Annotated in this window: 23 protein-coding genes; 14 read left to right on the forward strand and 9 right to left on the reverse strand. The window is 50.8% G+C overall.

Going from position 1 to position 21,234, the window contains the following annotated elements; all coding sequences use genetic code 11:
• Positions 1–7: 7 nt before the first annotated feature.
• A complete protein-coding gene (locus tag VK70_RS27105; RefSeq protein ID WP_233277796.1) occupies positions 8–160 on the reverse strand; it encodes a hypothetical protein in 153 nt (50 codons plus the stop codon).
• 150 nt (positions 161–310) lie between these two features.
• Here VK70_RS27105 and VK70_RS09075 point away from each other — a divergent pair, with 150 nt between their 5' ends.
• The 4 genes from VK70_RS09075 to VK70_RS09090 all read left to right on the forward strand — a co-directional run bounded on the left by VK70_RS09075 (position 311) and on the right by VK70_RS09090 (position 3,040).
• Positions 311–838, forward strand: a complete 528-nt coding sequence (locus VK70_RS09075) for a cysteine hydrolase family protein (RefSeq protein ID WP_025694857.1) — start codon at positions 311–313, stop codon at positions 836–838.
• Position 839: 1 nt separating this feature from the next.
• Positions 840–1,070 carry a hypothetical protein gene (locus tag VK70_RS09080; RefSeq protein ID WP_025694856.1) on the forward strand — a complete coding sequence of 77 codons (231 nt, stop codon included), beginning with the start codon at positions 840–842 and terminating at the stop codon, positions 1,068–1,070.
• 124 nt (positions 1,071–1,194) lie between these two features.
• Positions 1,195–2,142 (forward strand): DMT family transporter, encoded by a 948-nt coding sequence (locus tag VK70_RS09085; protein ID WP_046723185.1) that lies wholly within the window; start codon positions 1,195–1,197, stop codon positions 2,140–2,142.
• Positions 2,143–2,203: 61 nt separating this feature from the next.
• Positions 2,204–3,040, forward strand: coding sequence for a class I SAM-dependent methyltransferase (locus VK70_RS09090; protein WP_046723187.1), 837 nt, complete (start codon positions 2,204–2,206; stop codon positions 3,038–3,040).
• A gap of 89 nt (positions 3,041–3,129) precedes the next feature.
• Here the strand turns inward: VK70_RS09090 and VK70_RS09095 are convergent, their stop codons facing one another.
• Positions 3,130–4,056: a LysR family transcriptional regulator gene (locus tag VK70_RS09095; RefSeq protein ID WP_025694045.1), complete on the reverse strand. Its 927-nt coding sequence runs from the start codon at positions 4,054–4,056 to the stop codon at positions 3,130–3,132.
• Between the two features lie 206 nt (positions 4,057–4,262).
• Here VK70_RS09095 and VK70_RS09100 point away from each other — a divergent pair, with 206 nt between their 5' ends.
• The 7 genes from VK70_RS09100 to VK70_RS09130 all read left to right on the forward strand — a co-directional run bounded on the left by VK70_RS09100 (position 4,263) and on the right by VK70_RS09130 (position 10,157).
• The gene (locus tag VK70_RS09100; RefSeq protein WP_025694044.1) at positions 4,263–5,213 is read left to right on the forward strand and encodes a phosphate ABC transporter substrate-binding protein; all 951 of its coding nucleotides are present in this window, start codon (positions 4,263–4,265) and stop codon (positions 5,211–5,213) included.
• Between the two features lie 84 nt (positions 5,214–5,297).
• Positions 5,298–6,224 carry a phosphate ABC transporter permease subunit PstC gene (gene pstC, locus VK70_RS09105; protein WP_036638387.1) on the forward strand — a complete coding sequence of 309 codons (927 nt, stop codon included), beginning with the start codon at positions 5,298–5,300 and terminating at the stop codon, positions 6,222–6,224.
• A complete protein-coding gene (pstA, locus tag VK70_RS09110; protein ID WP_025694042.1) occupies positions 6,224–7,120 on the forward strand; it encodes a phosphate ABC transporter permease PstA in 897 nt (298 codons plus the stop codon). Before pstC ends, pstA begins: the two co-directional genes overlap by 1 nt.
• A gap of 17 nt (positions 7,121–7,137) precedes the next feature.
• On the forward strand, positions 7,138–7,938 hold the full coding sequence (gene pstB / locus VK70_RS09115) for a phosphate ABC transporter ATP-binding protein PstB (RefSeq protein ID WP_036638384.1): 801 nt from the start codon (positions 7,138–7,140) through the stop codon (positions 7,936–7,938).
• A gap of 198 nt (positions 7,939–8,136) precedes the next feature.
• Positions 8,137–8,895 (forward strand): MBL fold metallo-hydrolase, encoded by a 759-nt coding sequence (locus VK70_RS09120; RefSeq protein ID WP_025694040.1) that lies wholly within the window; start codon positions 8,137–8,139, stop codon positions 8,893–8,895.
• Complete coding sequence (locus VK70_RS09125; protein WP_025694039.1) at positions 8,864–9,433, forward strand: TetR/AcrR family transcriptional regulator; 570 nt, start codon at positions 8,864–8,866, stop codon at positions 9,431–9,433. Before VK70_RS09120 ends, VK70_RS09125 begins: the two co-directional genes overlap by 32 nt.
• Before the next feature lie 28 nt (positions 9,434–9,461).
• Positions 9,462–10,157 carry an AlkZ-related protein gene (locus tag VK70_RS09130; protein WP_025694038.1) on the forward strand — a complete coding sequence of 232 codons (696 nt, stop codon included), beginning with the start codon at positions 9,462–9,464 and terminating at the stop codon, positions 10,155–10,157.
• A gap of 81 nt (positions 10,158–10,238) precedes the next feature.
• On the opposite strand, the gene VK70_RS09135 is transcribed toward VK70_RS09130, so the two are convergent.
• Positions 10,239–10,418 carry a hypothetical protein gene (locus tag VK70_RS09135; RefSeq protein ID WP_025694037.1) on the reverse strand — a complete coding sequence of 60 codons (180 nt, stop codon included), beginning with the start codon at positions 10,416–10,418 and terminating at the stop codon, positions 10,239–10,241.
• Positions 10,419–10,560: 142 nt separating this feature from the next.
• Here VK70_RS09135 and VK70_RS09140 point away from each other — a divergent pair, with 142 nt between their 5' ends.
• Positions 10,561–10,746 carry a hypothetical protein gene (locus VK70_RS09140; protein ID WP_025694036.1) on the forward strand — a complete coding sequence of 62 codons (186 nt, stop codon included), beginning with the start codon at positions 10,561–10,563 and terminating at the stop codon, positions 10,744–10,746.
• Between the two features lie 380 nt (positions 10,747–11,126).
• Here VK70_RS09140 and VK70_RS26405 read toward each other — a convergent pair whose 3' ends face one another.
• The 3 genes from VK70_RS26405 to VK70_RS26410 form a co-directional block, all read right to left on the reverse strand.
• Positions 11,127–13,859: a discoidin domain-containing protein gene (locus VK70_RS26405; RefSeq protein ID WP_052755990.1), complete on the reverse strand. Its 2,733-nt coding sequence runs from the start codon at positions 13,857–13,859 to the stop codon at positions 11,127–11,129.
• Between the two features lie 52 nt (positions 13,860–13,911).
• Complete coding sequence (locus VK70_RS09150) at positions 13,912–14,121, reverse strand: hypothetical protein (RefSeq protein ID WP_025700340.1); 210 nt, start codon at positions 14,119–14,121, stop codon at positions 13,912–13,914.
• Positions 14,122–15,191: 1,070 nt separating this feature from the next.
• A complete protein-coding gene (locus VK70_RS26410) occupies positions 15,192–15,539 on the reverse strand; it encodes a cupin domain-containing protein (RefSeq protein WP_051505222.1) in 348 nt (115 codons plus the stop codon).
• Positions 15,540–15,669: 130 nt separating this feature from the next.
• Between VK70_RS26410 and VK70_RS09160 the strand changes: the two genes are divergently transcribed.
• Positions 15,670–16,581 (forward strand): DMT family transporter, encoded by a 912-nt coding sequence (locus VK70_RS09160; protein WP_025700338.1) that lies wholly within the window; start codon positions 15,670–15,672, stop codon positions 16,579–16,581.
• A gap of 182 nt (positions 16,582–16,763) precedes the next feature.
• Here VK70_RS09160 and VK70_RS09165 read toward each other — a convergent pair whose 3' ends face one another.
• Both VK70_RS09165 and VK70_RS09170 read right to left on the reverse strand, forming a co-directional pair.
• Positions 16,764–17,990, reverse strand: a complete 1,227-nt coding sequence (locus VK70_RS09165) for an aminopeptidase (RefSeq protein ID WP_025694388.1) — start codon at positions 17,988–17,990, stop codon at positions 16,764–16,766.
• A gap of 17 nt (positions 17,991–18,007) precedes the next feature.
• Positions 18,008–19,240 carry an aminopeptidase gene (locus tag VK70_RS09170; RefSeq protein ID WP_025694387.1) on the reverse strand — a complete coding sequence of 411 codons (1,233 nt, stop codon included), beginning with the start codon at positions 19,238–19,240 and terminating at the stop codon, positions 18,008–18,010.
• Positions 19,241–19,434: 194 nt separating this feature from the next.
• Between VK70_RS09170 and VK70_RS09175 the strand changes: the two genes are divergently transcribed.
• Positions 19,435–19,698: a hypothetical protein gene (locus VK70_RS09175; RefSeq protein ID WP_036638826.1), complete on the forward strand. Its 264-nt coding sequence runs from the start codon at positions 19,435–19,437 to the stop codon at positions 19,696–19,698.
• An 88-nt stretch (positions 19,699–19,786) separates the two neighbouring features.
• Here the strand turns inward: VK70_RS09175 and VK70_RS09180 are convergent, their stop codons facing one another.
• Positions 19,787–21,133 (reverse strand): TrkH family potassium uptake protein, encoded by a 1,347-nt coding sequence (locus VK70_RS09180; protein ID WP_025694386.1) that lies wholly within the window; start codon positions 21,131–21,133, stop codon positions 19,787–19,789.
• Between the last annotated feature and the right edge of the window lie 101 nt (positions 21,134–21,234).

The raw sequence follows: 21,234 nt of genomic DNA on the forward strand, positions 1-21,234 counted from the left end.
CTTTTTTCTATATTTTCAGGTCGTTTACTAATTCCGGGAACCAATCGGCGAGAGTTAAAAAAGAGAAGCCAGCCGCCTGCGCTTTCGTTGTGTCCATATACCATGACTGCGGGATGCCAAATGGTGACATATGCTCATCGGCCGTCTTTTCACGGGTCACAGCCTGCTTCCCCCAGCACTAAGATTTTCTTCAATATCTCAACTCCTCGCCAAAACATAATTTCAGTGTACCATAAGGTGACCTGGAAAGACTTCCCTCCGTTTTTTCTGCTATAATTTAGGTTATGACAATACTGGGGAGGAAATTAAGATGGCTGATCCGCATACTGCGCTGATTCTGATTGATGTACAGGAAGCGATGTTTTCATATCCGGGAATGAAGCTGTATGACGAAGAAGGTGTAATGGAACGGATCGTATCGCTGCTGGATCGGGCGCGCCGGAGCGGTACGACGGTGATTTATATTCAACATACCGAAGATGAAGAATACACCAAGGGAACGCCTACATGGCAGATCAGCTCCAAAGTGACTCCGCTGCCTGGGGAAAAGATCATCGAGAAGCCAACCTGGGATGCCTTTCACCTAACCTCACTTCAGGAAGAATTGCAGCAGCAGGGAATTACCCATCTGATTATCGCGGGCATGCAAAGCGAATTTTGTCTCGATTCGACATGCCGCCGGGCATTCAGCCTTGGATATTCCACTATTCTGGTGGAAGACGCCCATAGTACGTTTGATAATGGACGACTCACTGGCGAAGAAATCGTACGTCATCATAACGGGATTCTCGGGGGACGGTTTGTAACCTTGAAACCTGCAAGCGAGGTCATCTTCTAAAATGAGGAAGACCTATTCAGCTGTACGGCCCAAGCAGCGCTCCCGTTTGCGTCTTTTTGCGGGTAAACACTATTTTATCTGGAAAAGATATGTCAAATGGCTTACGGTGAAGGAAAAAGCGGCGAATACTTTCAAGCGGGATGCTCTGCCCTGCAAAGTGTTCGAGCACGCGACCCCGCTGCTGCGCAAGCTTCGGCAAGTGGATATGCGGCTCCGTATGCCCCTTTGTTGAAGGGTGATCCACAGGCTTAAACCGGAATCATTTTTTTAATAAAAAGCTGATTTTTTCCGCTGCATGCGTTAAATTAACAGAAGTGCTCTACATCAATTTGACGCGTCGGAAAGGAAAACTCAACATGAATACCAAAAAACCGCCAATCCCCGTCTCGCTGCTCATGCTGATCGGGATTGTAGCCATCTCATTTTCCGCCATTTTTATCAAATGGTCCCAAGCTCCGGCTTCCATTCAGGGAATGTACCGCTTGCTGTTCACTTCGCTCTTAATGTTCCCCTTTGTCCGTCCGTACAGTGGAACGATATCGGCCCTGCGCCTAAAGGACTGGCTGCTGCTGATAGCTTCCGGCTTCATGCTGGCTCTGCATTTTCTGCTATGGATGGGCTCGCTGGAGTATACCTCTGTCGCCAGTTCCACAATGATTATGGCGCTTGAGCCCGTATTCATTATGATTGGGTCCTATATTCTGTACAAGGAGCGCAGCGCGGTTTCCGCAATAGCCGGTCTTGGTGTAGCGATTATAGGCGTCGTCTTTATTGGCTGGGGCGACATTGGCTTGTCCTCGGACAGCCTAAAAGGCGACCTGCTCTCTATATTCGGAACGGTGGCGGTAGCCGCCCATCTGCTCATTGGCAAAAAGCTGGTAGCCCGGATGCCGTCTTACCTTTACAGCCTAATTGTGTTCATCAGCGCCGGAGCTGTGTTCGCTCTGTACAATTGGACTGCGGGCATCGCTTTTTTTGACTATCCGCCAAGAGAATGGGGCATTTTCGTACTGCTCGCGATCGTACCGACTGTATTCGGCCATATCCTGTTCAACTGGCTGCTGCAGTATACATCCGCCACTACGGTGTCCATGAATATTCTTGGAGAACCGGTAGGAGCCTGTATTCTGGCCTATTTGCTGCTCAGAGAGCGATTGTCCGGCCTTCAGTGGTCCGGCGGCCTGCTTGTGCTCGGCGGTCTCGCATGTTATTTGTATATGGGCAGCCGGAAAGAGGCCCGGGAAGCAGAGCGGGGGAATAGACCTTCGCATGAGCTTGAGACATTGCCGGAAAGCGCTTCTTGAACCGGCGGGAGTTCACCGGAACCCAACATAATGAGATTCGAAGCAAAGGAGCTTTTACTTGATGTACGACAGTTACAAGGATGACAATAAATCTGAATCGGCGGTAACCTCCTCCGCCAGCGAAGAGCTGTGGAACGAGGATACATACAGCGCTTGGATAAGCCGGTTTGGAACGCCGGAGGAAGCCGCTACCAAGCTGCGGAATAATCCTTCCGCCAAGCTTCAGCCGCTTCTTGCCTATTTCGGGGATGTAGGCGGCAAGAAAATGATGAACCTGATGGGCTCGAACGGAGTTAAGGCGGTGGCGCTCGGTCTGCTTGGTGCCGAGGTGTCGGTCGCCGACTTCTCGGAAGGCAATGGGCGTTATGCTTCCGAGCTGGCGGAAGCTGCGGGAGTTCGGCTGGACTATATCGTCTCCGACGTGTTAAACCTGCCGGGAACTGTTCCGCGAGGAGCGTTTGATATTGTCTTTGCGGAGCTGGGAATCGTGCACTACTTTACCGATCTCAAGCCATTTATGGACACGGCGTATTCACTGCTTGCTCCGGGAGGGCGGTTCATATTGCGGGATTTTCATCCCGTATCGACCAAGCTGATCTCTTCAAAGGGTTCCACGGCCAAAATCCGCAAGCATAAAGTAACGGGGGATTACTTCGATACGTCGCTTGAAGAGAAACAGGTATCCTATGCCAAATATTCGCCGGAAGGCGAAGAGAGCAGGGACGGTTCGGGTATCGTATTTTGGCGCAAATGGACGCTCGGCGAGATTGTGACTGCGGCCGCGGAAAGCGGCCTCTACATCCGCAAGCTGGTCGAAGAACCGAATCTATCCTCGGACGTATTCGATAAGGGCATTCCGAAGACATTTGTGCTGACGGCGGAGAAGCCGGAATTTTAAGCCGAATAATCAAGCAGTTGCTCAAGGCAGAGGGCCGGGCTGTCATCAGCCTGGCGTTTTTTTGTTAAGGGGCATAAATAATGACGGGTTTAATGCTTTACTTTCGATGACGAAAAAGCTCCATGCTGTACCCCCTTATGGGCCAAGCTGTCCGCAAAGGCCTGCTGAATCTCGGTTAGCGCATAATCCTTACGCCACGCCAGATAAAAGCCGCCTCGCTCCGGCAAGATTCCTGAGAGTGGACGATATCGCAAGCTCCCCGACTCGATCTCCGCCCCAATGCCGATTTTGGAAAAAACGGCGACCGCATTTCCTTGCAAAACCAATTGCTTAACGGCCTCTGGGCTATCTATTTCCATCCTATTCCACAAACGCACACCGTTCAACCCGGCCCAGCGGTCGGCGAATTCGCGCATGCCGCTTCCCAGCGCATGCTGAATCCACGGCTGCCGGGAGATTTCATCCGGGTCGGGGGAATCCTTGCCATCTAATGGGTGTCCTGGAGCAAAGATTAGCACCGTCTCATCATCGGTAATCTTACTCATATATAATGATTCGTCCGCCTGCTCATAGCCATGCAGAACAGCAAGCTGGAGCTTGCGGCTCCTGAGCTGCTCGCGTAAGACGTCAGTTTGCGCCTCGGCGACCGTAATTTCGGTCTCAGGATGCTCTGCCGCTAAGCCGGACAAAGCTGCCGGGAGCAGATACGCCGCCGAAATCGCCGATGCTCCGATAGCCAGCTTTAGCCTGGAGCGGGAGTCGGCCTGCTTTACCGTTCTTTCGGCTTCGGACGCCAGCGCAACAATTCGAACCGCATACTGGTGAAGGGCATGACCGGCTTCGGTCAGCAGCACCCGCCCGCTTCGGCTCTGGAACAGCGGGGTGCCGAGTTCATTCTCCAGCGATTTCATATGAAAAGAAATGGTGGGCTGCTTCAGGCCAAGCTCTGCGGCAACATCCGTCACTTTTTTATATTTTTCAATGAGAACTACAATCTGCAATTTTATTATGTTCATGGGAGTTCCCTCCGATATAACAATTGTATCATCTGCTTTCTCAATAATTATAGATGATTTCTATAGAGTTATACAAATTCTATTGTCTTTTTTATCGTTCATTTTACATAAGTAGGCGGTTTAACTAACGAAGGGATTTTACAATTAACATGTCAGGGCGAACGAGCCTAATTATTAACACAAACTGTAGGAGGAGACAAACAATAATGCGCTCTAAAAAATCCTGGATCATGGCACTTGCTTTAACGAGTGTCCTTGCACTTTCGGCTTGCGGAAATAACGGGGGAAATAACACAGCGGCTAACGAAGGAAATACGGGAGCCAGCAGCGCGCCTACAGAGACAAGCGGCGCAGAAGTCAGCGGTTCGATTCTTGCTTCCGGCTCCACGGCTCTTCAGCCTTTGGTGGAACAGGTAGCTGAGAAATTCATGGAAAAGAATGCCGGCGTAGATATTCAAGTACAAGGCGGCGGCAGCGGTACAGGTCTTACACAGGTAGCTGAGAAACAAGTGGATATCGGCAACTCCGACGTATTCGCGGAAGAGAAGCTGAAAGACGCAGACGCAGAAAAGGCAAAAGCGCTCGTCGACCATCAGGTGGCAGTTGTCGCGATTGCGGCCGTAAGCCATCCGGCTGCCGGAGTTGATACTCTGACTAAGCAGCAGCTGGTTGATATTTTTACCGGCAAAATCACGAACTGGAAAGAAGTAGGCGGCGCGGATCAGAAGATCCAAATCATTAACCGTCCGGCAAGCTCCGGAACACGCGCTACATTTGAGAAATTTGCACTCGGCACGAAGACGGAAGATCTTCCGGGTTCCATCCAAGAGGATTCCTCGGGCACCGTTAAGAAAATAATCGGCGAAACGCCGGGAGCGATCGGGTACCTGGCCCTGTCCTACCTTGACGATTCGGTTAAAACCTTGAACTACGACGGCGTTGAACCTTCCGTGGACAACGTAGTTAGCGGAAAATATCCGGTCTGGGCTTATGAGCATATGTACACGAACGGCGAACCGAATGCGACGGTCAAAGCTTTCCTGGACTACTTCCAGACTGATGAAGTTCAGAACGGCGATGTAACTGAGCTTGGCTACATCCCAGCCTCGAAGATGCAGGTTTCCCGCGATGTCGCCGGCAACGTAACGAACAAGTAATTAGATAATTAAAGCAACAATTTTCATAGAATCGGAGGCGGAATTCTTCTGCCTCTCTTTTCACTTTAATGAGAAGGGACATAAATGCGAGTGCAGAACAACGAAACTATACGAGTGCAGAGCAGCAAATCGCGTGTTGAAAAACATCATATTGAGGACCTTATCGGACGTTCCTACATGTCCCTTTGTGTGCTTCTGTTAATTGTCTCTATAGTATCCATGGTGTATTTTGTGACGTCTAGAGGGGTTTCAACATTTACAATCGATAAGGTAGGCTTTTCAGATTTCTTTTTCGGCACTACTTGGTCTCCTGAAGGGGATCACCCGTCTTTTGGAGCGCTGCCGTTTATCGCGGGGTCTTTTATTACTACTCTCTTGGCCGCCCTAATCGCTAGTCCATTAAGTATTTGCGCCGCGCTGTTCATGACTGAAATTGTACCGGGATGGGGCAAAAAGCTGCTGCAGCCGGTGATTGAACTTCTCTCAGGTATTCCTTCCGTCGTATACGGCTTTGTGGGGCTCAGCGTTATCGTGCCGTTCCTGCGGAATGTCTTTCCTGGACAAGGCATCGGCGTTGCCGCCGGCGCGCTCGTACTGTCGGTCATGATCTTGCCAACGATTACCAGTGTGGCGGTGGATGCGCTGTCTGCGCTTCCGCGGAATCTGAAGGAATCCTCGTTTGCGCTTGGCGCAACCCGCTGGCAGACCATCGCCCGCGTTATAATTCCGACGACGCTTCCCGCCATTATGACCGGCGTAGTGCTGGGCATGGCCCGCGCCTTCGGCGAAGCGCTTGCGGTCCAGATGGTTATCGGGAATGCTCCGTTCATTCCCACATCATTATTTGAATCAGCGTCTACGCTGACCAGCGTCATAACGCTGGGAATGGGTAATACTACAATGGGTTCGCCGCACAATAATGCGCTGTGGAGTATGGCGCTTGTTCTCATGCTGATGACGTTCCTATTCGTGTTCATTGTCCGCATGCTGGAAAAAAGGAGGTCGATCTGATGAAAGCGAAAACAGCCGACAAGATCGCCACCTATGTAATTGTAACTTTGGCTCTGTTGATCGTCGCCGTTTTGGCCGGTCTGCTAGGATATATTTTATTTCGGGGAGTAAGCCACATTAGCTGGGATTTCCTCACATCGGCTCCGCGCAAAATACGCGTGGGCGGCGGTATAGGCCCGCAGCTCTTTAACTCGTTGTTCCTCCTGGTCCTCACGCTGCTGATCACCGTGCCTTTGGGCATTGGAGCAGGTATTTATATGGCGGAGTATGCTCGTCCGGGCAGAATCACCGGCTTTATCCGCCTCGTTGTTGAGGTTCTGTCTTCCTTCCCGTCGATCGTTGTCGGTTTGTTTGGTCTGCTGCTGATCGTTAATATTTTTGGTCTCGGCTTCTCACTGGTTTCGGGGGCGCTAGCCCTTACCGTATTCAACCTCCCGCTGATGGTGCGGATTACCGAGCAGGCGTTCCGCAGTGTACCCTCTCAGCAGAAGGAAGCCGGGTTCGCGCTCGGGCTGTCTAAATGGAAAATCGTCACAACCGTACTGTTCCCTGTGGCTCTGCCCGCAATAATTACGGGAACGATCCTGTCCGCCGGCCGGGTATTCGGTGAAGCCGCTGCCCTGATGTTCACGGCAGGGATGAGCAGCCCTCGTCTGGACTTCGGCAACTGGAATCCGCTAAGTCCGTCCTCGCCGCTGAATCCGTTCCGCCCGGCCGAGACGTTGGCTGTGCATATCTGGAAGATTAACAGCGAAGGGCTCGCACCCGATGCAGTGGAGATTGCCGCCGGAGCGTCGGCCGTTTTGGTTATCACGGTTCTGATCTTTAATCTGGTCGCCCGCTATTTTGGCCGATTGATCTACCGGAAATTGACAGCATCGCGAAGAATGAATTAGTCAGGAGGAGAAAAAATATGGAAGCGACACTTACAGCACCACATATTTTGCAGACAGCGAAGACAGAAAGGGATTTCCGGACTGAAAATTTAAGTATATTTTACGGCACGTATGAAGCGGTAAAAGGCATCAGCCTGCCGTTTCCCGAGAAAACGGTAACGGCATTGATCGGTCCTTCCGGTTGCGGCAAATCGACCTTTTTGCGGTCGCTGAACCGGATGAATGATGAGATTTCCGGATCGACCAGCAAAGGAAGCATCTGGATCGACGGAGTGGATATCAACGCTCCGGGCACGGATGTAATTAAGCTTAGACAAAAAATCGGCATGGTTTGGCAGAAGCCGAATCCTTTCTATAAATCGATCTACGAAAATATTGCTTTTGGTCCGAAGTACCATGGCGTCAAGGGAAAGCGGGCGCTTGATGAAATCGTCGAAAGCAGTCTGCGCCGCGCCGCATTATGGGACGAAGTTAAGGACCGTCTGAAGGATTCCGCCTTGGCGCTCTCCGGCGGCCAGCAGCAGCGGCTCTGCATCGCGCGGGCGCTGTCGGTTAATCCGCAAATTTTGCTGCTTGACGAGCCTGCATCGGCGCTTGACCCGGTTTCTACCGGAAAGGTTGAAGAGCTCATTAAAGAATTGAAAGAGCAGCTGCGCATTGTTATTGTTACCCATAATATGCAGCAGGCGGCGCGGATTTCCGATTTTACGGCTTATTTTTATCTCGGCCAGGTGATTGAATACGGAATGACGGAAAAAGTATTTACAAATCCGGAAAATACGATGACTCAGGAATATATTATGGGCCGTTTCGGCTGATGCGACGAAGAACACTGTCCGGGAGGGCGGTGTTTTTTTCTTTTACGTAGCGAGCCCCACCGGAATTAACCCTTCCTAGAGGCGGTTGATTCCGGTTTTTTATGGAGAAAATTACGGAGCAGGGGGAAATAACAGTTGCTTAACTAATGGTATTAGTTTAAACTATGACTAATGACATTAGTTTTTGGAGGGGATCAAATGAGAGTTACGCGTAACGGCCAATTGCTTCAACTGACTTGGATGCCGCGTCTGTTCCCGGTAAACTGCTATATTGTAGAGGAAGAAAACGACCTGACCCTGATTGATGCAGGTATGCCCTTTAGTCTGGAAGGCATTCTCCGCACCGCCGAATCGCTTCGCAAGCCCCTCGCCCGGATCGTGCTTACCCATGCGCATGACGATCACGTCGGAGCTGTGGATGCTCTGAAGAAGCGGCTCCCGCAGGTGAGCCTGTATATATCAGAGAGGGATGCGGCGCTCTTGCGCGGCGACCGTTCGCTGCGGCCAGGCGAACCGGAAACGCCGATCCGCGGAGGGGTTCCCAAGAACGTAACCAGCATTCCCGATCATTTGATTAGCGATGGCGATGAGATCGGTTCGTTAACGGCGATTTCCACACCCGGTCATACTCCGGGTTCTATGTCCTTCTTCGACCACAGGAATGGGGCCGTTATTGCGGGTGACGCACTGCAGACTTTCCGCAGCGTTGCTGTAGCCGGAGTGGTAGTACCGCTATTCCCTTTTCCGGCAATGGCAACGTGGAATAAAGAAGCCGCACTGGAGAGCGCTGTAAAAATTGAAAAGCTGAACCCCTCGCTTCTGGCGGTGGGGCATGGTAATTTGCTTAAACACCCCGGTGAACGGCTGCGCTCCGCTATTGCCAAAGCTGAACAACAGATTTTATCAGAGAAACGGGGGCTGAATTATGTCGCCAAGAGTGGGCCTGGACCGCGATAAAATTGTAATAGAGGCTGCGCAAATTGCCGACGAGCATGGAATGGAGGGGGTAACACTTGCCGCACTTGCCGCCAAGCTGGGCGTTCGTCCCCCTTCACTGTATAATCATATTAACGGACAAGCGGAACTGCGTTCGCTGCTCGCGGGATACGGCTTGAAGCAGCTCTATGAGGTGATGTCATCAGCATCGCAGGGGTTAAGCGGCAGCGAAGCGGTGCTCGCGATGGGGAAGGGCTACGCCGAATTCGCCAAGCGGCATCCTGGATTATATGAAATGACTCTTGAAGCTCCGGATGCGGATAACGCCGAGCTTAACGAAGAAGGGGGACGCGCGCTGAAGCTGATTACAGGCGTACTTGCACCTTACAAGCTGAGTGAAGAAGGGGAACTGCATGCCGTAAGAGGACTTCGCAGTATTTTGCATGGCTTCGCATCACTGGAGCAAAAGGGAGGCTTCGGCATTCCGCTTGACGTAAGCGTCAGCCTGTCTGCCACCATTCATGCTTTTCTGGCGGGCATTGACCGCTTCAGAGAGTAAACGAAGATAGCATAAGGAGATGGAAATCATGATCCATGAAGCAAAAGCGGCAGTACCTTTTACATTTGACGAAGCCGCTGAACTTATTGCAAACATCGGAATACTGCCGCTTGCGCCGCTTATTCCGGGGCATCCTTCGCTTAAGGAACTGACGAGAGAAGAAGATTGGCATACGGACACAGAGCTTGATCCATGGCAGTGGCGGGTTCGGTTTCCGGGAGAGGGCAAAGCAGCTTACGGCAAGTTCATGAAGAAAAAAGCGGTGCTTGTCGCCAGGGAATGGTTTCCCTATTTTGCCGTCTCCTTGGGAAGTTCCCTTTCGCTGAAAGAACGGTATGACCGCGGCTTGTCAGGCAGAGAAGCGCTAACGGTTCTGGAAATCATTAAGGCAAAAGAGGGCATTGAGACGCGTCAGCTTCGCTCCGAAGCGGACATGAAAGCCAAAGAGAAGAAGACCGCCTTTGACAATGCCTTAAACGAGCTGCAAGGCTCCGTGGATATCGTCATTTCCGTCGTTCGTCCGCGGCTTAATGCCGCTGGGGACCAAAACGGCTGGAACAGCACATCGTTTGAGACGGCCTTGCATTGGATGCGGGAGAGCGGAATGGAACCGTTCGCCGGGGACAAGGAAGAAGCCATGGCTTGGCTGAATGCCCGGATTGAATCGGTCTGGTCGCCGGAAGCGGCAGCATGGATTCAAAAATTATGGGCTAAAACAAAATAAAACGGCTGATTCTCCGCTCCGCAAAGGAGGTCCGGGATTAGCCGTAAGCGGTTTCGAATTGTTTGGTGGAGAGAAGGACAGTCATTCGAACATCGGGAGAATAAAAGCAACCAAAAAGTACAGGAAACCCAGGAACAGCATGACATAAGCGGTGTATTTGACCGCATTGGCGGCTTTAACGCGATTCTCGTAAATGGGCTTAGTATCCTGTTCATCGACGTCAACGTGTTCGACCTCACTTGAATGCGGATCTTTCATCATTGTAACCGCCTCCTTCGGATTATTATTTCCACAGCTCTATTGTGACATCTTTGTGAACTAAAATCAACAATTTTGTGTCTATATGTTGAACAAATTTTGAAATTTAGTTTCTGATTAGGTATGAAATAGGAGAGGGGGAGAGATGAAGGATAAAATTCTTAACGCTTATGCAAGACTGGCCAAAGATTATGAGCGGCATGTAGATGCGTCGAGCGGACATAATGCTTGCTATGAGCGTCCGGCGATGATGAAACTGCTGCCCGGCGAAATGAACGGATGGACTATCCTAGATGCTGGCAGCCCGCTGGCTGGTACACAGCACAAATGATCAGAAGAGGATCCCGGGTTACCTCACTTTTTGATCCTGCAGGCGCGCAAATAGCCCGGTTCCTGCCCTCTTTGGAGGAGGAATCGGGCTATGCCCATTTATGAAGGCATCTAATCCTCGAGGCTGAGATCACAACACATAGTTCTACATTATTTCGGCCAAAATCCGGTTTGCTTCACCCGGATCTTCCGGAAGAGTAATTGTTTCAGCTTTTTCAAAAAGCATACCAAAATCATCGTTTCGCACATAAATCCTCCTAAAGATACTTAATATTAACTTTGTTACTTACCAGGCTTAAAGCATTTCCTGTTTGGAGATACCTTCTTCATATTCTTTAACACGTCGATATCTTCAAGCAATTTTCCCAGGTCGCCCATTTCTTAGCGTATGTTTTCCGCGTTTTGTTGGCGGTACCCCAAATCCGGTTCGGACGATGGGGCCTGAATCGTCCAGGCGTCAAAATCGTATTCGACGCTCTTTCCACCATGCCCAAGCGTCAAGATCGGGCTCCCCACCTCCTGATGCATATACGGATTGTCGATCAGCGGCCAGGAGGTATAATCGACGGGTTCCCCGTTAACGCTCCGTTTGCCGTTAAAGGTTAAGCTTAACGTATCTCCGCCAAGCGACGTATAGACGACGGTAGGATTCGCGTCCTCCAACCCGGTAGCGTCAACCGAAGTGCCGGATTTGATTGCCTCCATGAAGCGGGCCAGCTCGCCTGCCCGGCGCTCATCCGCCGTCTTGCCGACATCCTCCGCTTGCGCGTAGTCCTTCGGATCGGCCGTCTCCACAATCACCGCATGTTTGAGACCATCGCTGCGAATGACGGGAACCACAAGCGGGCCGACGGTCTCTTCAAACCAGCTGTAAGGCTTGATGATTTTGACCCCCAGCAGCACATTTCCTTCATGGGCAAAGATCCAGCCGCTCGAATCCTCCACGGTGTCAATAACGCCGGTCGGTAGCGGGCCCGTGATATAGGGCTTCAGATCGTTCGCCGGAATATTGGTGACGGCCAGTAGCGTCCCCTCATGCTGCAGCACCTGCTCGTAAGGTGTGGCCCCCGACTTCAGGGCGCCGTTCTTCGGATGCGAAACATAGAACGTGCTAAAGGCGTTCTCCGATTGCCATCGGACGAACCAGCGGCGCATCTGATCCGACCAGCCCAGGCTGCCGTAGCCGTCGAACTGGCTCGCCACGCCGTAACGTTCCGCGATATAGCTGGTTTTCCGGTAACCGTACGGCCAGTTCAGCTTGCTCGTAGGATACTGATCATGACTTTCAAGATTCGTGTAAGGGCCGTCACGGTCGGCCACCGCCGATTGAATGGGGTCCGGGATGCGGTAAGATGAAACCGCCGGAACTATGGAGTACATCCCTTCCGGATAATTTAATTCATTTACCAAAAGACGGGGCTGCTCTTCTCCCCCAAAATACAGCCATCCCATGATCGTCCCGGCTGCTCCGAGTTTGGGACTCATCCCCATATAATCGCGATTCGTGGAAGACACCCAGTACCCGTCTACCCACTCGGCAGCCGTATTGGCCAGCAGCCAGTCGAGCGCCATTTTGGCTTTTTGCTTCATTTGCGGATCGTCGGCCAAATCATGCAGCATCAGCAGGCATTCGACATAGAGCGCCCAATACGTGGTAGAGTCATATTCCTTCATGCCATACTTCACGAACCGCTCCAGCATCTCGCTGATGTCCCGTTCGGCGAACGCTTTCGTCGCCTGCGCCTTGCTCCATTCCGGCCACGTCTGCGCAACCAGGTAGCCGGCCGTTCGGAATTTGAGGAAGTGGTTCTCCGTGCTTCCATTATTGGAATAGTCGGCAGCCAGCATATTCGTCTTAACTTTTTCTCTAAGAGATTCGGGGTATAGGTGGCCGTATTTCAAATAGGTGTCGATATTGGCCGTGTAGTAAAACATGGACGCGCCTGCGGGATTATTGTTAATGCTGGCGATGTAGTCCAATGCCGTTTCGACATCCACACCCAGCTCGAACCGCGCTTGCGCGTGATAAACGGCCTCCTTCACCCACAATGTCCGGTTAGTCTGTGTAGGTTCGCTTGACGCCAGAGTTTGCAGGATGTACTCCGCCCGTTCTTCAAAGTCCGTTCGCTCGGAGGCCGGCTTACGGACGGCAAAATAGGTCATCCTTGCATTGTTCTGGCTCTCCGTCTCCTGTACGTCTGCACTGGCCTTGGCTTGCAGGGCATAGGTGCCTATAGAAGCCGTCCAGGAGGCCGTTCCAGTCACGGATACTGTCTCGCCTGGCTCCAGACTCCCTGTATACACCGCTTCGGTTACCGTCGTATCACTGACAGCCGGATTCAATGTGAAATCCATCCGAATGTTCGATTCCGCCAAGGTTCCCGTTCCGTCGTTGCGCACGACCGCACTGAAAGTGACTTCATCCCCCGGCTTAGGCGCAGACGGAGACAGGTGAACCGAGGATACCGAAAGGTCAGGCAGCTCCGGCGGAACATGATTCGGATCTTGGTAAACTTCCAGTTCTGTAAATTGAATGCCGTTCGGATTGGAGTTTGACGTCCCCGTAAATCGAACATACCGCAAGTCAGCGAAGGAGAATTCCAGCTCAACGCGGTGTTTCGGAGCTCTTTGGAACGAATACTTGGCTTCGGGAACGAGCGTTATGTACGTCTTGCCGTCCACGCTCCCTTCGACGGCAATCGATTGCGTTCGCGCCGTCCAGTTCGGATCGAGGCTCATCGCTACGCCCGCGACAGGATAAACCGCTTCGAGATCGATCGTGATCGACGCCGGTTTTGCCGCCGATTCCCACTGTGTGGAAAGATCGCCGTCGTTCGCGTTGGCGGCGACCCGTCCGACGGAAGTAACCTCGGAGGTCGCGGTGATCGGCTTGCCATGGGCCAGTTCCTTGCCCAGCGTCACCAATGCAGCGGATGTCTCCGTTTGTGAATTCCATTGCTCCATGATGTCCGGTTCCGAGCCAATTACGCCTTTCTGATCAGAAACGCCGCCGTTTTTCGGCTCCACCGATTCCTCGGTTTTATTCGCGCTATCGGCAGCATTAAACAAAATCGCTATGACGAGCAGAATAGACCAGCATTTGCTCATTTTCATACTTCTCCTCCTCATCATCCTTAAGTGGCTGCTTCAGACGGAATGGCCGAGGCTACTTCGCCTGCAAAACACGGACGGCGACATAAGCGAGATCGGCGTTGTCAATGCGGCCATTTTTGTCCGCTTCCAGCTTGATCTTCGCGCCGTCCGCCGGCGGCTCATTCCCGCCCTGCGCTTTCACTAGCGTGAAAGCGTCCGAGGCGCCGGGATTTTTGTCGTCCGCCAAGCCGCGCGTCCATTGGATGAAATTGTCGCGGCCCATCTGATAGTCGGCGTCGTTAACAGCTAGCCGAGGACGGAGCCTTCCGTCAGCGTAAGGTGATGAATGATGCTTACCGGCAGCCCGATTTCGTAATAAGTTGTATTAGGGGTTCCGCCAACAAAACGCGGATTTCGTACGTTAAGAGTTCGAAGCCAGTAAATTAGCGGACCTTCCGTACGCTTAGGAATGCAACCCAAAGTCAATTGTGTTGTGTGACGGTGTCATTTACAGACATTTTGATGCCTTAATGCAACACAATTTCTAACGTACGTTTTTCGCGTTCTGCTGACTCTACCTCTAATTGACCTCTAGTTAATTTATGTTTATATTTGCAATAGTATGGATTACAAAATATGCTGATATATTACAACTTTGACACTTAATAACTAATGATTAAATCAATCGTCGTGTGAAGAGATTGGATTTGGAAGAGTACGAAGAAGTCTTTTTTTTGTCAGAAAATGTATTGCGGATCATATGTATGTTCTGGCCGATAACTTATATAAAATATAAGGTATAGTTACTTATCTAAATCAATAGTCTACCAAAAATTAGGGCTTTATACTGAAGCAAGAGAGTATATAGAGAAGTTGCAAACCTGGATTGGTTTGTCGGTCTAGATCAGGAAGGCCAAGAAGAAGTTCAACGGTTTAAAAATTTTGCAAAAGCCAATTCCTACGCCATAGATTTACTGTCGGGTACCTTTATAGAAGAGGATGAAATTGAAGTATGAATTAGGGAAGTAGCCAATATCGTAGGTATGCCGGTTGTTTTCAGCATAGAAAACGTAGGTAGTACTCTGAATAAATATTCTTATACCGATATATAAGAGGAAGTGGCTCTAGAGATCCGATAATGAATCAGATAATCATACGCGGTCATATTGATGGTTCGTTTGAAACTGCGATTGCACTCTGAAACACTTAGATGCGCGGCTGCAGCAATGGCTTGTAGTGTGATGGGATCAGTGTAATTTTGATGGATATAACTAACCATTAATTGCATTCGTTCTTGCTGCTCCTTGATGGATTTCGAGGATTCCTCAATAGCAAGAGGAACGTTGGATATCATTATGAACCAAAGTTGTGTCGTTTTGACGGAGACTTCATATAAAAAGTAAGTAGCTTTTCGGGAAAATTAAACGTTACATAATAACTGTTAGGTGTTAATTGCTCCGCGATATGCAAGGCTCCCTTATTAATAAAGATAGCCTCCCCAGATTCCATTACATGATCTATGCCATTAACCCGCATCCTAATTTTTCTATCTACAAACAATGTAAACTGAAGCTCATCATGCCAATGCAGATCATTAAAGCCTCTTCCTTTGGGGGTAACGTCTTGAGGCGTTATCGTATACATCGCGTATGGAAACGAAGCATCCGGGTAATGAATGTCTTCGTGCAAATGAGTTGTCACTAACTCAACCTCCTTTTGACTAACGATATATCTATATAATTGAGAGATATTTTTACACAAATCATTAAATCATGGTGCTATTATTATATTTCGTCAGCTGCACATCAATTATTTATCTTGGAGGTTTAACATGAAATTCAATAAACCGTATATTTTGCTGTTCGTCAGCATATTAGCTGTTTCCATTTCGTCCATCATGATAAAAACTTCTACAACACCACCCTCGGTTGCCGGAATGTATAGACTATTTATAACTGTATTGATAATGATACCTTTTGTGCCTTGGAAGACGGTGCGATCCTTACAAATGGGCCGTAAAGATTGGAGCATCGTTTTTATAGCTGGAGTATTTCTTGGATTACACTTTTTGTTTTGGATGGAATCCTTATTGTATACCTCGGTTGCCAGTTCTATGGTCATCCTGACCTTGCAACCTTTGTTTGTCATGATAGGCTCTTATTTTCTATTTAGAGAACGGGTTACGATCCTCTCGACACTCTGCATGATTGCAGCGGTTGTGGGATCAATGATTATAGCATGGGGTGACATTGGCGTTTCCAGAGAGGCTTTAATTGGAGATGGGCTGTCATTATTGGGGACCATTTCGATGTCAGTCTACATGCTTGCAGGACAAAAAGTGAGTCATAAAATACCGGCTAATTTCTATAGTGTGATCGTATTTTTTCTTGGTGGGAGCGTCATGCTCGTTTACTCTTTGGTCAACCATTTCTCTCTAACCGATTATCGTCCTGCTGATTGGACATATTTCGTTTTGCTTGCCATCATACCAACGATTTTTGGGCATTTTCTTTTTAACCTTTTGTTAAAGTCCATCGGAGCGACAACGGTTTCTGTTGGCGTCATCGGGGAGCCAGTTCTCGCCATTATTCTGGCTTATCTATTATTGGGAGAATCTATTTCCGACTCTCAATTCCTGGGGGGCATGTTCACCATCGCGGGAATAGCCCTGTATTTCTGGGCAAAGTCGAGAGTTACAAAAAAGTTGGCTAAATTAGAAAAAAGCGTCTTGGACGTACATTAGCAGAAGAGGACTTGAACAGATGCAGCTAACAGGGCACATGTTTCAATAATCCTGCTAGCATAGAAACGGCAGCCGATCGTTAAGAGCGGCTGCCGTTATGTCGTCACATATTGGAACTATTCTGCCCGTTCAATGCAGCGCGGGAGTCTAGTACTTTATTTTCATCAAACAACTGAACTATTTTACGCCCATCCGCCATTCCGGAAGATCGGCTCGGCCGTGCCGTCCTCCGTAATGCCGTCAATGTTCATCTCGGGTGAACCCATCATGAAATCAACGTGAATGAGGCTCTGGTTCATCCCGCGCTCGGCGAGCTGCTCCTTCGAAAGAGCCGTGCCGCCCTCCAGGGTGAAGGCGTACGAGCCTCCGAGCGCCAGATGGCAGGAGGCATTCTCGTCGAACAAGGTCGTATAATATAGAATGCCGCTCTCCGAAATCGGGGAACGGTGGGGGACCAGCGCCACCTCGCCAAGCGACACCGCTCCTTCATCCATAGACAGGAGCGCATCCAGCTTATCCTTCCCGACCTCTGCGGTATAATCCGTCACCTTGCCGTCCTTAAAGGTCAGGGTAAAGCGGTCGATGATGTTTCCCGCATAGCTGAGCGGCTTGGTGCTGCTGACTGTGCCATTCGTCCCATCCCGGTGCGGAACCGAGAATACCTCCTCCGTCGGAATATTCGCCAGAAAAGGAACGCCTTTTGCGTTCACCGCACCCGCCTGGCACCAAATATGGCCCTCAGGCAGCTCGACGGTCAAGTCGGTGCCCGGTGCGGTGTAATGAAGTTTGCGGTACTTGCGCTCATTCAGTTTGTCGCAGCGGCGCTTCAGTCCGTCTAGGTGCAGCTGCCAGGCTTCAAGCGGGTTCTCCACATCCGCGCGGACCGCGCGGAAAATCGCGTCCCATAATAGATTAATCCGCTCTTCCTCCGGAGCATCCGGAAATACTTTCGCCGCCCAGGAGGCCGAAGGATAGGCGACACCGCTCCAGCTTGCATGATTGCTCATCAGCAGCTGACGGTAGCCTCCCATTGCTTCAGCAGACACCTGCTGATATGCCTTGATCCGCCCCGGGTCGACGCCCTTCAGCAGATCAGGATCCGTCGAAATAATGGTCAGGAAGCAAGCGTTGTTCTGTGCAAGATCCTCCATCTCATCCGCGAACCATTTCGGAGGCTCCGAGAAGGATTCCTCAGGAGCCAGGTCGTAGCGCGTTCGCGTCACGACTTCATCCGAATAATTGACCTTGACCAGCTTGGCGCCCGCTTCATAGGCTTTGCGGACAACCAGGCGAACCAGTTCGGCTGATGCAATGTCCGCATTGATAACAAGCGTCTGTCCCGGCTGTATGTTGACGCCGACTTTTACGGCAAGCAGCGCGTAATTCTCCAGCTTTTGCTTAAAATCCAAATTCCGAACCCCCTCGATTAAAACGCCCAATTCCCGTTTACAAATACCGGCTCTTCCGTTCCGTCATTTGTGATGCCGAATATATTCATCTCTGCAGAGCCGATCATAAAGTCGACATGAGTGACACTTGTATTGAGACCACGCTTTTCAAGCTGCTCTTGCGTCATGCTCTTGCCGCCTTCCAGACAGAACGCGTACGCGGTACCGATTGCGAGATGGTTCGAAGCATTTTCGTCAAACAAGGTGTTGTAGTAGAGAATATTCGATTCCGAAATAGGGGAATGATGGGGGACCAGCGCCACTTCGCCCAAATATCTGGCGCCTTCGTCCAAGTTGATCAAATGCTCCAGCGTTTCCTGTCCCTTCTCGGCCGAAACCGAGACAATCTTTCCGTTCTCGAAGGTGAGCGAGAAGCCGTCAATGATATTCCCGCCGTGGCTTAGCGGCTTCGTGCTGCGGACGGTCCCATTGACGCCGGTCTTCAGCGGTGCCGTGAATACTTCTTCTGTAGGCATGTTGGCGACGAAGGTGTGGCCGTTCTCGTTAATGCTATCCCCTTGCGCCCATATATGGCCTTCCGGCAGCTCGATGGTCAGGTCCGTACCCGGAGCGACATAATGAAGCTTCTTGTATTTCTTGGCATTCAGTACGGCCGCTTTCTCTTCCAGCGTGTCCAGATGCTCCTGCCAGGCTGCTACGGGGTCTTCACGGTCCAGACGCACGGTATGGAAAATCGCCTCCCACAGCTTGTTTACCCGTTCTTCGGCAGGTACGTCCGGAAACACTTTGTTGGCCCAGGCCTGGGAAGGAATGGCGACGATGCTCCAGCTTACTTTGTCCGACATGACAAATTCACGGTATTTGGACAGGGCGGCTCCGCGAGTCTTCTGATATTCGGCAATCCGCACCGGGTCGATCCCTTTCAGCGCATCCGGATCTTCGGCGATGACCGACAATACGGCCGCACCATTCTCGGCAAATTCGGTAATCTCACCGGCATACCAGGTCGGTGCTTTGGAGAAGACCTCCGGCGCGGCATGTTCGAATTGCAGACGGGTAATCCGTTCGTCGCTCCAGTTTACTTTGACTTGGCTGGCGCCTGCCTCGTACGCCTTGGCTGCAATCAGACGGACGAACTCCGCCGCGGTTATAGGCGCATTTACGACCAATGCCTGCCCCGGCTGCACGTTTACGCCTATTTTCACGGCTAGGTCGGCGTATTTGGAGAGTTTTGCTTCAAAATCACTCATAACATTTCCTCCATCAATTTCCAAATTAAACTTATAGAGTATTGTACTAAATTATTAACCGCCGGATGAAAAAAGTCAATTAGGGCTATAAAACGGGATTTGGGCGGGTTACAATGATATACTGAAAGAGGATTTCGAAACTCTCGCCAAGAACGGCTTGGGATTTCCCGAACGAATGAAAGGAAGGAAGCTGCATGAGCGTAGTCGTTACGGAAGCGGCCATGCGCCGCGATGAGGAAGGAAATTATGTGGGAAGGACCGTATTCAACCTGGAGGGCCACGCGGCCCGCTATGAAATTACGTTCTTCAGCAAAAAGGGGAAGGAATGGGATTACAGTCTGAGCTTTGCGGACGAGTCCGGCAGCGAGGAGCAGTTCCTGGAGCTGGATGCTAGGCTGGAGGAAGATGACGAGCTGTTCGATCAACTGCTGGATGCGGCTCTGGACGCGGAGGGTTAGGGGACATCGGAGAACAATAAGTGATCCTGTTAAATTAAGCGAGTAAGCAAACAACAAAAAAACGGCGGTTCGCCCGCCGTCGTATTTACTATCCGATCATAATATGTCCTTCGGGATGGCGGTACAGCTCCTTGCCTTTGGTCGGCCTAAGGGCATAAGCCAGTGTCAGCGGTCCGGTCCGTCCCATGAACATAAGAATAATGATGAGAATCTTCCCGAGGGTCGTAAGCTCCGTTGTCAGACCCATGGTAAGCCCAGACGTTCCAAACGCGGACACCGCCTCGAACATGACGGCAAGGAAATCGGCTTTCTCGGTAATGGACAGGAGCATCGTTGCGCTCACCACAAGGAGCAGGGAGAGCAGAGTCATGGTTATGGCCCGGTAGACGTTCTCTTTGGACAGACGATGGCGGAACAGAACAACATCCTCTTTGCCGCGAATACGCGAGTACACAGCGGCGATGAGCAGCGCGAATGTCGTCAGCTTGATCCCCCCGCCGGTTGAGCCCGGGGCCGCGCCGATAAACATCAACAGAATAATCAGGAATTGAGTGGATTCTCTAAGCTTATATATATCAATAGTCGTGACCCCACCGGAACGGGGAGTAAGAGCTTGCAACAAAGAAGCCATAACCTTTCCGCCCGGATGCAGCGGCTTCAGCGTATGATAGATCTCCAGCCAGAAAAATAATGAAGCTCCGGCAGCGATCAGAATAAGCGAGGTCGACAGAACCACTTTGGAGTGCAGGGTAAGCCGTCTCCGTCTGCGGAAATCAATTACGTCGGACAATACAATAAAGCCGATGCCGCCCAGAAAAATAAGCAGGATCGCCGTGATATTAACCACCGGATCTTCCACATACCGCGTCAATCCGCTGAACGGTCCATGCACATCGCCAAAGAGGTCGAAGCCGGCATTGTTAAAAATCGAAATGCTGTGGAATATCCCATAGTATATGGCTTTGCCCGCCGGCATGTCCTTTAGAAACCTGAGCGCCAGCACGGACGCTCCGGCAAGCTGGATCACAAGAGAATAAATCAGAACCCGGCGGATGAGGAGCACGATACCCTGCATAGAGTTCTGATTCATCGACTCCTGCAGCAACAGCCGCTCTTTAAGCGATATCCGCCTATTGAGAACAAGCGTAACCAGCGTCGCCATCGTTACGAAGCCAAGGCCCCCGAACTGAAACAGCACGAGCAGCACAACCTGGCCAAAGGTGGTAAGTCCCGTACCCGTGTCGATAACGGCCAGCCCGGTCACGCATGTAGCGGAAGTAGCCATAAACAGCGCGTCGATCCAGGAGATACGGCCATTCGCCGATGAAATGGGAAGCGACAGCAGTACAGTGCCTGCGCCGATTAGCAGAATAAAGCCGAGTGCAAGAATTTTGGGCGGAGTCAGACGCAGCCCGCCATAGGATAAATTGGCCATAAGACATTCTCCCGGTAACATTGTGGTGGTCCATGCATTGTGACAAATTATATCATAATATGATGAGGTTCCCCTAAGCAATCGGCAGGAAATGACATCAA

Source organism: Paenibacillus durus ATCC 35681 (genome assembly GCF_000993825.1).
In the GTDB taxonomy this organism is placed as follows: domain Bacteria; phylum Bacillota; class Bacilli; order Paenibacillales; family Paenibacillaceae; genus Paenibacillus_AQ; species Paenibacillus_AQ durus_B.